The sequence below is a fragment of the uncultured Demequina sp. genome, assembly GCF_913055775.1.
Taxonomy (GTDB): Bacteria; Actinomycetota; Actinomycetes; order Actinomycetales; family Demequinaceae; genus Demequina.
In genome coordinates, this window is sequence record NZ_CAJXJX010000016.1 from 1 (window position 1) to 14,825 (window position 14,825).

13 protein-coding genes and 1 pseudogene are annotated in these 14,825 nt (G+C 71.0%); 10 read left to right on the forward strand and 4 right to left on the reverse strand.

The window, feature by feature from the left end; translation table 11 throughout:
* Positions 1-2,630 (forward strand): phosphoenolpyruvate carboxylase (locus QZ483_RS02870; protein WP_297081481.1); only part of this gene is annotated, 2,630 nt, incomplete at its 5' end.
* A 97-nt stretch (positions 2,631-2,727) separates the two neighbouring features.
* On the opposite strand, the gene QZ483_RS02875 is transcribed toward QZ483_RS02870, so the two are convergent.
* Positions 2,728-5,169 carry a DNA topoisomerase (ATP-hydrolyzing) subunit A gene (locus QZ483_RS02875; RefSeq protein ID WP_297081482.1) on the reverse strand — a complete coding sequence of 814 codons (2,442 nt, stop codon included), beginning with the start codon at positions 5,167-5,169 and terminating at the stop codon, positions 2,728-2,730.
* 119 nt (positions 5,170-5,288) lie between these two features.
* On the opposite strand from QZ483_RS02875, the gene QZ483_RS02880 reads away from it, so the two are divergent.
* The 3 genes and pseudogenes from QZ483_RS02880 to QZ483_RS13585 all read left to right on the forward strand — a co-directional run.
* Positions 5,289-5,855 (forward strand): DUF5998 family protein, encoded by a 567-nt coding sequence (locus QZ483_RS02880; protein ID WP_297081483.1) that lies wholly within the window; start codon positions 5,289-5,291, stop codon positions 5,853-5,855.
* 10 nt (positions 5,856-5,865) lie between these two features.
* A complete protein-coding gene (locus QZ483_RS02885) occupies positions 5,866-7,032 on the forward strand; it encodes an alkaline phosphatase family protein (RefSeq protein ID WP_297081484.1) in 1,167 nt (388 codons plus the stop codon).
* A 446-nt stretch (positions 7,033-7,478) separates the two neighbouring features.
* Positions 7,479-8,609 (forward strand): annotated as a pseudogene (locus tag QZ483_RS13585) (DUF222 domain-containing protein); the annotation flags it as partial.
* A 376-nt stretch (positions 8,610-8,985) separates the two neighbouring features.
* Here the strand turns inward: QZ483_RS13585 and sepH are convergent.
* On the reverse strand, positions 8,986-10,059 hold the full coding sequence (gene sepH / locus QZ483_RS02895; RefSeq protein ID WP_297081486.1) for a septation protein SepH: 1,074 nt from the start codon (positions 10,057-10,059) through the stop codon (positions 8,986-8,988).
* 185 nt (positions 10,060-10,244) lie between these two features.
* Here sepH and QZ483_RS02900 point away from each other — a divergent pair, with 185 nt between their 5' ends.
* The 6 genes from QZ483_RS02900 (at position 10,245) to QZ483_RS02925 (ending at position 13,518) form a co-directional block, all read left to right on the forward strand.
* Positions 10,245-11,069 carry an inositol monophosphatase family protein gene (locus QZ483_RS02900; protein ID WP_297081487.1) on the forward strand — a complete coding sequence of 275 codons (825 nt, stop codon included), beginning with the start codon at positions 10,245-10,247 and terminating at the stop codon, positions 11,067-11,069.
* A gap of 123 nt (positions 11,070-11,192) precedes the next feature.
* Positions 11,193-11,492 (forward strand): DUF4193 domain-containing protein, encoded by a 300-nt coding sequence (locus QZ483_RS02905; RefSeq protein ID WP_297081488.1) that lies wholly within the window; start codon positions 11,193-11,195, stop codon positions 11,490-11,492.
* A 13-nt stretch (positions 11,493-11,505) separates the two neighbouring features.
* Positions 11,506-11,949, forward strand: coding sequence for a dUTP diphosphatase (gene dut, locus QZ483_RS02910; protein WP_297081489.1), 444 nt, complete (start codon positions 11,506-11,508; stop codon positions 11,947-11,949).
* The gene (locus QZ483_RS02915) at positions 11,946-12,551 is read left to right on the forward strand and encodes a DUF3710 domain-containing protein (protein WP_297081490.1); all 606 of its coding nucleotides are present in this window, start codon (positions 11,946-11,948) and stop codon (positions 12,549-12,551) included. The genes dut and QZ483_RS02915 overlap by 4 nt, the downstream gene beginning before the upstream one ends.
* Entirely contained in the window at positions 12,548-12,820 is a 273-nt protein-coding gene (locus QZ483_RS02920) for an OB-fold nucleic acid binding domain-containing protein (RefSeq protein WP_297081491.1), read from the forward strand. Before QZ483_RS02915 ends, QZ483_RS02920 begins: the two co-directional genes overlap by 4 nt.
* Complete coding sequence (locus QZ483_RS02925) at positions 12,817-13,518, forward strand: DUF3159 domain-containing protein (RefSeq protein WP_297081492.1); 702 nt, start codon at positions 12,817-12,819, stop codon at positions 13,516-13,518. Before QZ483_RS02920 ends, QZ483_RS02925 begins: the two co-directional genes overlap by 4 nt.
* On the opposite strand, the gene QZ483_RS02930 is transcribed toward QZ483_RS02925, so the two are convergent.
* Positions 13,436-14,122, reverse strand: coding sequence for a TrkA family potassium uptake protein (locus QZ483_RS02930; protein WP_297081493.1), 687 nt, complete (start codon positions 14,120-14,122; stop codon positions 13,436-13,438). The genes QZ483_RS02925 and QZ483_RS02930 overlap by 83 nt on opposite strands.
* Entirely contained in the window at positions 14,119-14,784 is a 666-nt protein-coding gene (locus QZ483_RS02935; RefSeq protein WP_297081494.1) for a TrkA family potassium uptake protein, read from the reverse strand. The genes QZ483_RS02930 and QZ483_RS02935 overlap by 4 nt, the downstream gene beginning before the upstream one ends.
* Positions 14,785-14,825: the final 41 nt, after the last annotated feature.

Here is a 14,825-nt window from a genome sequence, read left to right on the forward strand (position 1 = left end):
ACGTTCCCGAGCCGCTGCGCGAGGACGTTCGCCTGCTCGGCAGTCTGCTGGGCCAGGTGATCGTCGAGTCCGGCGGCGAGGAGGTGCTGGCCGATGTCGAGCGCCTGCGCGAGCTCGCGATCCGCGCGCATGATGCGCGCGACGCGGAGGGCTCTGCGGCCCTCGACGAGGCGGTGACGCTCGTCAGCGGCTTCACGCTTGAGCGTGCGCAGTACGTGGCACGCGCGTTCACTTGCTACTTCCACCTCGCGAACCTCGCCGAGGAGCACCACCGCGTGCGCGTGATCCGGCAGCGCGAGGCCTCGGCGCTGACGGAGGACGACACCCTGTCCGAGGCGTTCGAGCAGCTCGCCGGTGAGGTGGGCCGCGAGGAGGCGCTGCGGCGCGTGCAGGCGCTCGAGTTCCGTCCGGTGCTCACCGCGCACCCGACCGAGGCTCGCCGCCGCGAGGTCTCGGGTGCCGTGCGCCGCATCTCGGACCTGCTCACTGAACGCGACATCACCCACGCGGGCGGCACCACGCAGGCCGAGTCCGACCGCGCGCTCCTGGCGGAGATCGACGGGTTGTGGCGCACCGCGCTGATCCGCGCCTCGAAGCCCGAGGTGCTGGACGAGGTCAAGGCCGCCCTCGCGGTCTTCGACGACACGATGTTCGAGACCTTCCCGCGCGTCTACCGCCGCCTCGACGACTTCCTCCTCGATGGCGACGCCGGCCGGCGCCCGCCGCTCGCGCGGCCGTTCGTGAGCCTGGGCTCATGGATCGGCGGCGATCGGGACGGCAACCCGAACGTGACCGCCGAGGTCACGCGAGCTGCGGCGGCGCTCGCGTCCGAGCACGCGCTGCGGGCTCTCGAGCGGTCGTGCCGCGAGGTCGCCGAGAAGCTGTCGCTCGACGACGTCTCGACGCCCCCTACCGAGGATCTGCTGGCCCTGCGTCAGCGCCAGACCCAGCGCGACGCGTCGCTCAGCGCGAGGGTCGCGGGCGACCTGCCCGGAGAGACCCATCGCCACGGGCTTCTGTACATCGCGGCGCGCATCGCCGCGACGCAGGCGCGCAACGCGGACCTGCAGTACGAGGGTCCCGAGGACCTCGCGCTGGATCTCGCGATCGTCCAGCGCTCGCTTGTCGAGGCCGGCGCGCGCCGCGCGGCGTATGGCGACCTCCAGCGCCTCATCTGGCAGGTCCAGACCTTCGGATTCCACCTCGCCGAGCTTGAGGTTCGCCAGCACTCGCAGGTGCACGCTGCCGCCCTCGAGGACATCGCCCAGAACGGCATTCACGGCGACCTCCAGCCGCGCACGCACGAGGTGCTCGACACGTTCCGCGCGCTCGGCGCCGTCCAGCAGCGCTACGGCATCCGTGCCGCGCGTCGCTACATCGTCTCCTTCACGCAGGCACCCGAGCACCTGGCGGCGGTCTACGAGCTCGCCGAGCACGCGTTCGCCAGTGCCGGCTCCGCGCCCGTCATCGACGCGATTCCGCTTTTCGAGACGTTCGACGACCTCGAGAACTCGGTCGACATCCTCGAGACCGCGCTCGCCCTGCCCGCGGTCCAGCGCCGCCTCGAGCAGACCGGCCGCCGTATCGAGGTCATGCTCGGCTACTCGGACTCGTCGAAGGACGTGGGGCCTCTGGCCGCGACTCTCGCGCTGCACTCGGCGCAGGAGCGCATCGCCGCGTGGGCCCAGCGCAACGACCTCGTGCTCACGCTCTTCCACGGCCGTGGCGGCGCTCTGGGCCGCGGAGGCGGCCCCGCGAACCGTGCGGTGCTCGCGCAGCCGCCGGGCTCGGTGGACGGTCGCTTCAAGCTCACCGAGCAGGGCGAGGTCATCCTCGCCCGCTACGGCGACCCCGTCATCGCCGAGCGCCACATCGAGGAGGTGGCGGCAGCGACCCTGCTGCAGTCCTCGCCCAGCGTCGAGAAGCGCAACGCCGATGCGACGGCCGCGTTCTCGGAGATGGCCGCGCGCCTCGACGCCTCGTCGCGAGCGCGCTTCCACGGGCTCGTGAAGGCCGACGGCTTCCCGCAGTGGTTCGCGCAGGTGACGCCGCTCGAGGAAGTGGGCCTGCTCAACATCGGCTCGCGTCCCGCGAAGCGCGGCCTCTCCGTCAACTCGCTCGACGACCTGCGCGCGATCCCGTGGGTCTTCGCCTGGAGCCAGGCCCGCATCAACCTCGCAGGCTGGTATGGGCTGGGCACGGCGCTTGCCGAGTTCGGCGACGTCGATGAGTTGCGCCGCGCCTACGCCGAGTGGCCGCTGTTCTCCACGCTGCTGGACAACATCGAGATGTCGCTCGCCAAGACGGACGAGCACATCGCCGAGCGCTATCTCGCGCTGGGCGATCGCGACGACCTTGCCGCGCTGGTGCTTGACGAGATGCGTCTGACGCGCGAGTGGGTGCTGCGCGTCACCGACAGCGACCGCCCTCTGGCACGACGGCGCGTCCTCGGTCGCGCGGTGCAGCTCCGCTCGCCGTACGTCGACGCCCTGTCGCTCATCCAGGTGCGTGCGCTCGAGGCGCTGCGCAACGGCGAGGCCGATGGCGACGAGGCGACGGTCGAGGAACTGCGGCGCGTGCTGCTGCTCACGGTGAGCGGCGTCTCCGCGGGAGTGCAGAACACCGGCTGATTCCGGAGGGCCGATGCGCGGGCCGGGTGACGAGAGATCGTCACCCGGCCCGCGCCGTTTCGGCTGGGTCGTGCAGCCCGTGAGCGAGTGGCGCGGCTCAGCCGATGCCCTGCACGGGGGCGGCCAGGGGCGACCCCGAGCCGTCACGACGACCGTGCTCGGTGGGCAGCTCGACCGCCTGCCCGGCGCCCGACGTCGCGCGCGCCGGCGCCTCGCCCACCCACGCGAGAAGCAGAGCGTCCTCGCCCTTGAGGAAGCGATGCGCACGCACGCCGCCGGTCGCGCGGCCCTTCGACGGGTACTCGCTGAAGGGCGTCACCTTGGCCGCGCCGGGCATCGTCCCGGGCAGTGCGGAGGACGAGCCTGCAATGGTGACGACCACCGCATCGGCCTCTTGCGCGACCACGCCGAAGAAGACGGCGCGAGCGCCGTCGGGAAGCTTGATGCCGGCGATCCCGCCGCCCGTGCGGCCCTGAGGGCGCGCGGAGCCCTGCGTCGCCTCGAAGTGCAGCAGGGCGGCCTGGTCCGACACGAACACCAGCTCGGCGCCGTCGGGGGCCGGGGCCGCGCCGATGACGCGGTCGCCGTCCTTGAGCGCGATGACCTCCCAGGCGTCGCGGTTGGGCGCGGGCTCCGGCTTCACGCGCTTGACCACGCCCGCGGCGGTGCCGAGCGCCAGGGGGGTGTCGCCGTCGATCGGCACCAGGGCCACGACTTCCTCATCGCGCTCGAGCGCGACGAGCTCCGAGACTGGAGTGCCCCCACCCAGCGACGGCGGCTCACTCGTGGGCGCCAGGGCCGGGACCTCGAGGAGTGACAGCCGCAGCAGACGGCCGGTGCTCGTCACGACACCCACGTCCGCACGGGCCGATGCCGGCACGACCGACCGGATCACGTCGTGCGCGGAGCGGCGCCCGTCGCGGGACGGAGCGGTCTCGTCTGCGGTGCGCGCGACCAGCCCCGTCGACGACAGGAGAGCGTGGCACGGGGTGTCCTCGACCTCGAGCGATGGCGCGGACGCCGCCCGCGGAGCGCTCGCCGCGCTCGCCACGGACGGCGCCGTCCCGGCCTCGGCGAGCAGAATCGTGCGACGCGGGGTGCCGTACTCGGCGGCGACGGCGTCCATCTCGGAGCCCACGACGCCGCGCAGCACGGTGTCAGACCCAAGGATTTCCTCGAGCTCGGCGATCTCAGCGAGCAGCTGGGCCTTCTCGTTCTCGAGCTCGAGGCGGGAGAACTTGGTGAGCCGGCGCAGTCGCAGCTCGAGGATGTAGTCGGCCTGGACCTCGGAGAGGTCGAAAGCGGTCATGAGACGCTCGCGCGCCTCGCCGGCGTCCTCGGAGGAGCGAATGATCTGGATGACGTCGTCGATGTCGAGGATCGCGATGAGGAGGCCGTCGACCAGGTGCAGGCGGTCCCGTCGCGCCTGCAGGCGGTGCTCGGAGCGGCGCCGCACGACGTTCAGCCGGTGCCCGATCCACACCTGGAGCATCTCCTTGAGGCCCAAGGTGCGCGGCTCGCCGTCGACCAGCGCGACGTTGTTCATCGAGAAGGACTCCTCGAGCGGCGTGAAGCGGTACAGGCGCTCCAGGACGGCCTCAGGGTTATAGCCGTTCTTGACCTCGATCACCAGGCGCAGGCCGTGCTTGCGGTCGGTGAGGTCGGTCACTGCGGTGATGCCCTCGAGCTTCTTGCGGGACACGCCGTCCTTGATCTTCTCGATTACCTTCTCGGGCCCGACGAGATAGGGCAGCTCGGTCACGACGATGCCTTGGCGGCGCGGCGTGACCTTCTCGATTCTGCTCGTGGCGCGGGTCACGAACTTGCCGCGACCAGTCGCGTAGGCCTCGCGCACGCCTTCGAGTCCCACGATCTTGCCGCCGCCGGGCAGGTCCGGTCCGGGCACGAAGCGCATGAGCTCGTCGAGATCCGCCTGGGGGTGGGCCAGCAGATGACGCGCGGCCGAGACCACCTCGACGAGGTTGTGGGGTGCCATGTTGGTGGCCATGCCCACCGCGATGCCGGACGCGCCGTTGACCAGGAGGTTCGGGATCGCGGCCGGCAGCACCTCGGGCTGGGTCAGCTTGTTGTCGTAGTTGGGGACGGTGTCGACCACGTCCTCGCCCAGGTCCGCGAGCATCGCCACCGCGCCGGGAGCCATGCGGGCCTCGGTGTAGCGCGAGGCCGCGGGTCCGTCGTCGAGCGATCCGAAGTTCCCATGCCCGTCGACCAGCGGCAGGCGCAGCGAGAACGGCTGGGCCATGCGGACGAGAGCGTCGTAGATCGCGCCGTCGCCGTGCGGGTGCAGCTTGCCCATCACCTCGCCGACCACGCGCGAGGACTTGACGTGAGCGCGGTCCGGGCGGAGACCCATCTCGCCCATCGAGTAGATGATGCGGCGCTGCACCGGCTTGAGGCCGTCCCGAGCATCCGGCAGGGCGCGCGAGTAGATGACGGAGTAGGCGTACTCGAGGAACGACGCCTCCATCTCGGCTTGGACGTCGATGTCCACGATCTGGGCATCGGGCGCGGCGGCCATGTCTCTCCTCACGAACGGCGGTCACGGGGCTGAGGGCATTGTCCCGCCGTGCCCCGTCGGGCCGGTGGTGCCACGCGGGCTGGTGGTCACCCGGCCCGCGAAGTGGAAGAATAGCCGCCATGTCTCACACGCTCGACCAGGCCGTCGCGGTCGCCGGCTACTATCCCGCCCTCGCGAGCTCGGTGCTCCGGCGCGCGATCGGTGATGAGGCGGTGGCGGCGCACTTCGTCCACGCCGAGACGACCTTCGACGACCGCGAGGTGCGGCGGCACATGACGGTGCTGGTAGTCACGGGCTCGCGCCTCATCCGGGTGCACATGGACGACGGCGCCGGTCACAGCGCCGAGGGCGCGCACGAGGCTTCTGCGACCGTCGAGACCGCGCTGCTGTCGCGCATCTCCAACATGGCGATGACGCACGTGGTCCACCATCCCGAGAACTTCCGCGACGGCGACCTGCCCAGCGAGCTCGTCCTCGCGGTCGGGTGGGGCGTCCACTCGCGCATCGAGCTCGAGCCTGCGACGTGCGGTGATGACAGCTGCGAGGCCGACCACGGCTACACCGGCGGCCTCACCGGTGACGACACGCTGGTGCGCGTCAGCGCGATCGCCGACGGCGAGGACTCGGTGCGCGCGCTCGAGGACTTCGCGCGCGTGCTGCAGTCGGCCATCGGTCCGCAGGCCTGACAGGTCCAGCGTGACGTCGGGGCCCGATCTCGGCGCGCTGGGGCTCAGCCTGCCGGATCACGGGGGCAGGGAGCTGGGCGCGGTGCTTCCGGCCGCCCTGGCCGCCGTCGGCGCCGGGCACGTGGTGCGCCACCGGAGGGCCGACAAGGACCGCGCCCGGCTGGGCATTCCTCGGGCGCGCCATGTCGTCGTGGTGCTCATCGATGGGCTGGGGCATCACAATCTTGAGGAGCGGCGCGGTCACGCCCCCTTCCTGCGGTCCGCCGAGCAGGCGGTGATCTCCGCCGGCTACCCCTCGACCACTGCGGCCTCGCTGGCGCTGTTCGGCACGGGCCAGCCCCCGGGACGCACCGGGCTGACGGGCTACACCGCACGCAATCCCCGGACCGGGAAACTCGCGAACCTGGTGTCCTGGGAGGGCGCGGACGATGCGCTCGAGTGGCAGCGTGAGCCCTCGCTCCTCCAGGAGGCCGATGCGGCGGGCTTCACGGTGACGACGCTCGGCAAGCGACGGTTCGCCGGGTCGGGACTGACGCAGGCGGTGCTGCGCGGCGGTCAGTTCGTGGGCGCCGAGCGGCTCTCCGATCGGATCGATGTCGCGAGCGCGGCCGCTGCCCGCCCGGGAGTCTCGTACTGCTACTGGGGCGAGATCGATGCGGCCGGCCACCGCTACGGCTGGCAGTCCGACGAGTGGGTCGCCGCGCTTGAGGACGCCGACCGCGAGCTGCGGCGGCTGGCACGCTCGCTGCCGACCGGCGCGATCATGGTCGTGACCGCCGACCACGGGATGATCGACGTCCCTGGCGCCCCGCGCTGGGACGTCGCCGACGAGTCTGCTCTGCGCGAGGGTGTCGAGATCATCGCCGGCGAGCCACGCGCCCTGCACGTCCACCTTGCGGCCGGGGTCGACCGGGACACGGCGGCGCAGCGGTGGCGGGAGCGTCTCGACGGCTATGCGGCCGTGTGGACCCGCGACGAGGCGATCGCGCTGGGCCTGTTCGGCGACGTCGCGTCGCATGTCGTGGAGCGCATCGGGGACCTGGTCGTCGCCATGGCGGGCAGGGCGATCGTGGTGGACTCTCGCACCCAGTCGGAGCAGTCCCGCGCGTTGATCGGGATGCACGGCTCGCTCACGCCGTACGAGCTTCAGGTCCCGTTGCTGGTCGCGGCGCCGTAGCGGCCTCGCGCGCTTGCGGACGGCGCGTGCCTACCGCGCGTGCCGACCGCGCGTGCCGACCGCGCGTGCCGGGAGCGCCCTTGGATGGCTCGCGCAGGTGGCGCGCGCACGTGTCGCGTGCGTGCGATCGGGTGCTCGTGGCGGTGGGAACACCACTCTGAAACGGTGGTTATCCACAGGACTGCCACGCTCTGCGAGGCGATGTCAGACCCCGCTGATGTGATGGATGCATGACCGAGGCACCTGCTCCGCTTGCTCCTTTGGGGGGTGATGTTGCTGCGCCTTCGCCGGGGTCATCGGGATCGGGTGGCTGGGATGGGCGGGTGCGGGCGGCGCTCGCGGAACGGCGTGAGTTGACTCACGCCGGGGTGAACGCGATGTCGGATGACGACCTGGTGGCCTTGGGCACCGCCCTGGGAGGGGTGCGCAAGGATGCCGACCGGATGATGGCCGTTGTCGCTGCGGTGCAGGCGGAGCGGTCGCGCACGAAGTCCCAGCAGTTGGGGCTTGCCCGGAGGAAGGGCAAGGGTGATGAGCGCGGGCTGGTGTCGGGTCAGACGGGTGGCTCGGAGGCGGAGGCTGGCCGTCTGATCGAACTGGGGGAGACGCTGCGCGATGCCGAGCGGGCTCGTGATGGGCTCGAGGGGACCGCGCCCGGTGCCCCACCCGGTGGCGGTGAGCCCGGCGAGGCTGCTCCGGCTGAACCGCGTCCGGTGTTCCCGCGGGTTGCGCAGGCCGTCAGTGCCGGCGAGCTCAGTGTCGAGGCATCGACGATGATCACGCGGATGCTCACGCGGGTCGCGAAGCGGTGCGACGCCGCGGCGGTGGCGTGGGCGGAGAAGGACCTCGTGACGTCGGCGAAGTACATGCGGCTGAAGAAGCTTGCCGCGCTGATCACCCGGACTGAAGAACGCCTGGACCGTGAGCATCTCGAGGAGCTGGCCAGGGATCGGAGAGAGCGACGGTACCTGCGTATCGGTGAGGCCGCTGACGGGATGATGACGATCAATGGTCGGCTGGATCCGGAGAACGGCGCACCCCTGGTGGGGGTGTTGCAGGCGATGGTGAACCAGAACTTCCGACTGCGCAAGCGGATGCAGGACCGTGCCAAGGCCGGCGAGCAGGTCGTCATCGACGAGCGCACCACTGAACAGGTGCGGGCCGACGCGCTCGGCGACTTCGCCCGCCACCTGGCCGGTTGCGACGTGGACGTGCTGCCTAAGGCTGGTGTCACGCTGGTGGTGCGCACCGACGTCGACCAGCTCCGCAAGGGCCTGGCGGGTGCCACCGTTGATGGCCTGGCAACGGGTGTGGATGCGGGCACGCTGCGGCGGATGGCTGCCGCCGCCGGTGTCATCCCGCAGGTCATGGGTGGCCCGTCGGTGGTGCTCGATCACGGTCGTGCCAAGCGCCACTTCACCCCTGCGCAGAAGCTGGCGCTGGTCGAGAGGGATGGCGGGTGTGCGAAGTGCGGTGCGCCGCCGTCGTGGTGCGACGCGCATCACCTGGTGCACTGGGCCCGCGGGGGCCCGTCGGATCTGTCCAACGGCATTCTGTTGTGTGTGCGGTGTCACCATGACATCCACCGGGACCACTGGGAGATCGAGGCCACAGCCACCGAGGTGTGGTTCATCCCTCCAGCATCGATCGACCCGCAACGACAGCGCCAACCCGGCGGCCGGCGGCTCTTCGACGCCTGGCCGCTTGAACCCGACCGGGACGTTGGATTGCCATCGGGCCGATTCGGGTCCGGGTCCGAGTCCGGGTCCGAGTCCGCGAGCGAAGGCGCAGTGCCGCCTGCCTTGCCGGGGCCTGAATCAACCGCTCCGCTTGAACTCGACATCGCCGCCCACAACTGCGCCATGGCAGCGCGCGACCAGTACGTCTCGCTACGGGTCGATGAGGACGACGGGGAGCCCGTGCGCGCTGCGGGCACGCCCGGGGGGCCGGGCGTCAGTCGTGCTTGGCGCCGAAGACGATCTCGTCCCAGCTCGGGACAGATGAGCGACCGCGGCGGCTGGCCTGACGAGGCTCCGTCTCTGCCGCAGGGGCCTCGGTGCTCTCGGTTGCTGCGTCGGAATCCTCCGGCAGGGCCTCGGCGTCAGCACCGGAGGTGCGCCCGCCCCGCAGAGCTGAGCCTGCGGGATGGGGCATCGAGGTTCCCGTGGGCCTGTCCGTGCCGAAGCCGACCTCCGCCTCACGGCGACGCTGTGCGGGACCGAAGCCCTCAAACTGCTCGTCTTCGTCGTCGAGCTCGTCCTCGAACTCGGGTTCGACGCTCTCCCGAGTCCCGCGGCGCTCGTGGAGGTCCTCGAGCAGCAATTCGGTGGATGACGGCTCGTGGCTCGGCTCATCCTCGCTCGCAGAAGGCATGGCAGGACGGTTCTGATCAAGCGGCGCGTCGTCATCCACGGACTTGACGGCGCTCAGATGGCGCTTGGGAATCGGGACGTCGAGCAACTCGGTCTCGGTAAGCCACCGGGACTCCTCGTCCTGCGCCGTGACCGCCCTGGCGGTGTGATCGAAGACCCACAGCGCGCGCACGCTCCGACCATCGACCCGGTAGTCGGCGGCAACCTTCCACGGCTCCTCCGGCTCTCGCCACGCATCCCACATCACGGACTCGGCGTCCACGCCGCGGCTCGCGAGCCGGTCGGTCACCAGATCCGCGAGTACGGGCGCGCCGGCCTCTCGGCCAATTCTTGTGGACCGGGCGAGTTCCGCGATGTAGGAGCGCTCGGCGAGCACCGGCGCCTCGTAGCGCTCGAGCGCCGCTTGGGGCTCGCCCGTCAGCTCTGCCAGCTCCTGCGCGTTGAGACCACCGCGAATGCGCTGCTGGATCTCCTTCGGGGTCAGCGACGTCTTGCCGGGCTCGGTCTCCTCGTCCTGCATGGCGCGTGGGCGCGTGAGTGCGACCGTGCGCCTGAGGTCGTCGGTGAGCTCCAACTCGAACTGGGCACCGTCCTCGGAGGCGAGGATGAGGTGCTCGCCGTCGTCGGCCGCTCGCACCAGGGAGACTCGAGTCATGTGCTCAGAGTGCCACGCAACGAAGCGCGATGCGTGGCATGGCCCCGGCGTGCCGGGACTGCCGTGCGCACGTGCTGGCTCGCGCTTCGGCTCGGGCCGCGGCTCAGGCTGCGGCTCAGGCTGCGGCTCAGGCTGCGGCTCAGGCTGCAGCTCACGCTGCGGTTCGGGTGCGGCACGATGGATGCATGGACACCCCCCAGGAGCTGCTCGCGATCGCCCGCGTGCTCGCCGTCGAGACGGCCGCGCTGATCCGTGACGGACGGTCCGGCGCCCGCGTCGAGCGCTCGAAGTCCAGCGACATCGACATCGTGACGCAGATGGATCTCGCGGCCGAGAGCCACTTGCGCTCCCGCCTCTCTCAGCTGCGGCCCCACGACGCCATCCTCGGCGAGGAGGGCGAGGACACGCCCGGCACCTCGGGCGTCACCTGGGTCCTCGACCCGATCGACGGGACCGTGAACTACCTCTACGGGCTGCCGCACTACGCCGTCTCCGTCGCGGCGGTCACGGGCGATCCCACTCCGCGGTCGTGGACGGTGCAGGCGGGCGCCGTGGCGGACGGCAGCGGCACGTTGTGGTCGGCATGCAGGGGAGGCGGAGCGTGGCGCGGCGATGAACCCCTGCGCCGCCTCGACTCGCCGCGGCTGTCCTCGACCCTGCTCGCGACGGGATTCCAGTACGTGGCCGAGCGCCGACGTCGCCAGGGCCAGATCGTCGCCGCCATGCTCGAGCAGGTGCGGGATATTCGCCGGCTGGGGGCTGCGGCGGTCGATCTCTGCCTGGTCGCGGCGGGGGAGCTCGACGCGTACTACGAGCACGGTCTGCATCCGTGGGACTTCGCCGCGGGGGCCCTGATCGCCCAGGAGGCGGGCCTCAGGGTGGCCGGAATCGACGGCGGTCCGGCCGACGAGCGCCTCACGATCGCCGCTCCGCCGGACCTCTGGCCCCCCTTGAGAGATGCCCTGGTAGATGCCGGGGCGCGCGACACCTGGGACGCGCCGGACGCTTAGACTCGCGCGCGGGCCTTTTTTGGGGCAGAATGCGTGCGCTCGGGGGAACACGGTTCGGGGGAACAAAACACGTGCTCCGCGCATTCAGTACACACAGACGCACGGTGAAGGGACCATTGCCTGATGGCAACCGACTACGACGCACCCCGCAAGACGGACGACGAGATTTCTGCTGACTCGATCGAGGAGCTGAAGGCCCGTCGGAACGACAAGTCCTCGGGTGTGGTCGACGAAGACGAGGCCGAGGCGGCCGAGGGCTTCGAGCTGCCTGGAGCGGACCTCTCCGGCGAGGAGCTGTCCGTACGCGTGCTGCCCGCACAGCAGGACGAGTTCACTTGCATGTCGTGCTTCCTGGTGCACCACCGCAGCCAGCTCGCGTCCTACGACAACGAACAGCCCATCTGCTCGGAGTGCGCTGCCTAGTACGGTGCCTTCCATGACGACGATGGATGTGCTGGTCAGCACGACGGACCCCGAGGTCCCTCTGCCCACCTACTCGCACCCCGGCGACGCGGGAGCGGACATCACGACGCGCGTCGATGTCGAGCTCGCTCCGGGGGAGAGGGCGACCGTGCCCACCGGACTGCGGCTGGCGCTGCCCGACGGCTACGTGGCCCTGGTTCACCCGCGCTCGGGACTGGCCTCCAAGCACGGCGTGACCATCGTCAACGCGCCCGGCACCGTCGACGCGGGCTACCGCGGCGAGATCTCCGTCACGTTGCTCAACACCGACTCCTCGCAGCCGGTGACCCTGCGCAAGGGGGATCGGATCGCCCAGTTGGTGCTGCAGCGCGTCGAGCGCGCGGCGTTCATCCAGGTCGAGAGCCTGCCGGGGTCCCACCGGGGCGACGGCGGCTTCGGATCGACGGGCGCGGCGTGACCGGCGCGCAGGACACGGCCTTCGACGACGGCCTCGGCGAGCTCACGGCCGCGGACGGTCCCTGGAGCCTGGCCGATGCGCCCACCGACCGCGCGTTCATCGACTTCGGCCCGCTGCGCCTGCCGGCGATCGCGGGCATCAAGGTGCGTGCCGAGGTCGATCGGGCATCACAGCGCATCGGCGCGGTGACGGTGCTCGTCGCCGACTGCGAAGTCCAGCTGCAGGTCATCGCCGCCCCGCGAGGCCAGGGGGGCTGGACGGATGTCCGCCGCGCCCTGGCGCAGACGGTCCGGCGCAAGTCCGGATTCCTCCACACGGTCGAAGGCCGGTTCGGTCCCGAGCTCATCGCGACGGTCACCGGTCGCGACAGCCGCGACCTGCTGCGCGACGTGACCTTTCGCCACGTGGGCATCGACGGCGACCGCTGGCTGCTCCGTGCCGTCGTGATGGGCCCCTCCGTCGCCGAGGATGCGACCGTGGCCCGCGTGGACGCTCTGCTGTCCCAGTGCGCCGTCGATCGCGGCACGGAGGCTCTTCCACGCGGCACGGTGATGGCGCTGTCGAAGCCGCCGGGCGCTCCCGCAGCCGGAGGTGGCTCGTGAACGATTCCCCCACCGCGATCGCGCAGGCCAAGGTGCGTGACCTCGCGGCGATCGAAGGCCGCATCATCTCGATCACGGTCGAGCCTCAGGACGCGGCTCCCCGCCTGACCGCCCGGATCGACGACGGCACGGGCCGCATGGACGCGATCTTCATGGGCCGCCGGTCCATCGCCGGCATCGAGCCCGGTGCGCGCGTGCTCGTGGCGGGACGGCTGTGCGACGCGGAGGCCGCGCCTCGGATGTACAACCCGCGGTTCGAGCTTCGATGACCGAGGAGTCCGCCGCGCAGGAGCCCACGCCGGTCGGCCCCGACTCGGCGCGCGGCCTCGGCGACCTGGTCACGGGAGACGACTTCTCGTTCCAGGAGGCCCTCGGCGGCTGGCGAGGCTTCGCGGAGGCCGCTGCGCCCGGCGTGGTGTTCGTGATCGCCTACCTGATCGATGGCTCGATGCGCGTGCCCGTCATCGCCGCGGTGGCCACGATGCTCGTGCTCGTCGCGGTGCGGCTGCTCCAGCGCTCGCCCATCCGGCAGGCGATCTCCGGTGCGGTCGGGGTCGCCATCGGCGCGATCTGGGCCTGGCGCACGGGCGAGCCGGGCGACTACTTCGTCGGAGGGCTGTGGCTCAATGCCGCGTACCTCGCGGGCCTTCTGGTGTCGATGGCTGTGGGCTGGCCCGCGGTCGGCATCGTGCTCGGGCTCCTGAAGGGCTGGGGATCGGCCTGGAGGGACGATGCGCGGGTCGTCCGGGCGATGCAATGGGGGACCGCGGTGCTCGCCGTGATGTTCGCCCTGCGCCTCACCGTGCAGCTGCCGCTCTACCTGGCCGATGCCGTGGCCGCGCTCGGCACGGCGCGGCTCGCGATGGGCGTGCCGCTGTTCGCCCTCACTCTGTGGGTGGTGTGGATGCTGGTGCGGAACGCAGCACCCGATCCAGTTCCTCAGGATCCGCCTCAGCAGACACGATGAACAGCAGCTCGTCGTGAGCTTCCAGGGTGTCGTTCGGGCTCGGCGCGATCGTCCGATCTCCGCGGACGATGCATGACAGCACAATCTCCGCGGGCCAGGCGATCTCCCGCACCGTCGATCCCACCACCGGCGCGTCCGCGGGGAGCGTGACCTCGACGATCGATGCGCCCGACTGGTGGAACGTGAAGACCTTGACCAGGTCGCCGACCGCCACCGCCTCCTCGACCATCGCCGTCATGATGCGCGGCGTCGACACCGCCACGTCCACGCCCCATTGAGTGTCGTACATCCACTCGTTGCGGGGGTTGTTCACGCGGGCCACCGTGCGCGGAACGGCGAACTCGGTCTTCGCGAGGAACGAGACCACCAGGTTGACCTTGTCGTCGCCGGTGGCGGCGACCACCACGTCCATGGTCTCCGTGCGCGCCTCGCTGAGCGCGGCGAGCTCGCACGCGTCGGCGAGCATCCAGTCAGCCTCAGCCACCTGGGCGATGCGCATCCCTGTGGGGTTGTTGTCCATCAGAACGACCTCGTGGCCGTGGTCGAGCAGGTCGCGCGCGATGGAGCGGCCCACCGAGCCGGCGCCGGCGATCAGGACCTTCATGCGCGCACCTCCGGCCGGCGGGACAGCACGCGGGTGACGCGATCCTTGGCGCCGACGGCCATCACGAGGTGCAGGCCGTCGCCGGACTGCAGCACGGTCGATGACTCGGGGATCACGCCGTCGCTGAAGCGCTGCAGGTAGGCGACCCTGGCCCCGGTCGCGCTCTCGATCGCCGCGACACTCGCGCCGAGCCAGGCCTCGTGATACGCGAACGAGCGCAGCTCCACGCCGGCGGACTCGTCGGTGAACTTGGCGTCGGTGCCCCCGGGGAGCAGGTGCGACACGATCTGGGCGCTCGTCCATGGCACCGGAGCCACCGTGCGGATGCCGAGCCGGTCGTACACGAGCGCGCGGCCGGGGTCGGAGATGCGCGCGACCACGTTCTCGACGCCGTAGGTCTCGCGCACGACTCGGGCGGCGAGGATGTTCGAGTTGTCGCCGGAGGAGACCGCGGCGAACGCGAAGGCGTCCTCGACGCCGGCGGAGACGAGCGTGTCGCGATCGAAGCCGACGCCGGTGATGCGCTGACCCTGGAAACCGGCGGGGAGCCTGCGGAACGCATCGCCCAGCCTGTCGATGATCGCCACCGAGTGCCCACGGGACTCGAATTCGGATGCGAGCGCGGCGCCGGTGCGGCCGCAGCCCATGATCACGATGTGCACGAGACCCCACGCTATACCCGCCCGCTCTAGGATGGTGCAAC

What these genes read in the sequence shown, in the direction of transcription:
- QZ483_RS02875 (WP_297081482.1), bottom strand. Translation starts at nt 5,169, where the DNA reads ATGGCCGCCGCGCCCGATGCCCAGATCGTGGACATCGACGTCCAAGCC.
- QZ483_RS02880 (WP_297081483.1), top strand. Translation starts at nt 5,289, where the DNA reads ATGTCTCACACGCTCGACCAGGCCGTCGCGGTCGCCGGCTACTATCCC.
- sepH (WP_297081486.1), bottom strand. Translation starts at nt 10,059, where the DNA reads ATGACTCGAGTCTCCCTGGTGCGAGCGGCCGACGACGGCGAGCACCTC.
- QZ483_RS02900 (WP_297081487.1), top strand. Translation starts at nt 10,245, where the DNA reads ATGGACACCCCCCAGGAGCTGCTCGCGATCGCCCGCGTGCTCGCCGTC.
- QZ483_RS02905 (WP_297081488.1), top strand. Translation starts at nt 11,193, where the DNA reads ATGGCAACCGACTACGACGCACCCCGCAAGACGGACGACGAGATTTCT.
- dut (WP_297081489.1), top strand. Translation starts at nt 11,506, where the DNA reads ATGACGACGATGGATGTGCTGGTCAGCACGACGGACCCCGAGGTCCCT.
- QZ483_RS02925 (WP_297081492.1), top strand. Translation starts at nt 12,817, where the DNA reads ATGACCGAGGAGTCCGCCGCGCAGGAGCCCACGCCGGTCGGCCCCGAC.
- QZ483_RS02930 (WP_297081493.1), bottom strand. Translation starts at nt 14,122, where the DNA reads ATGAAGGTCCTGATCGCCGGCGCCGGCTCGGTGGGCCGCTCCATCGCG.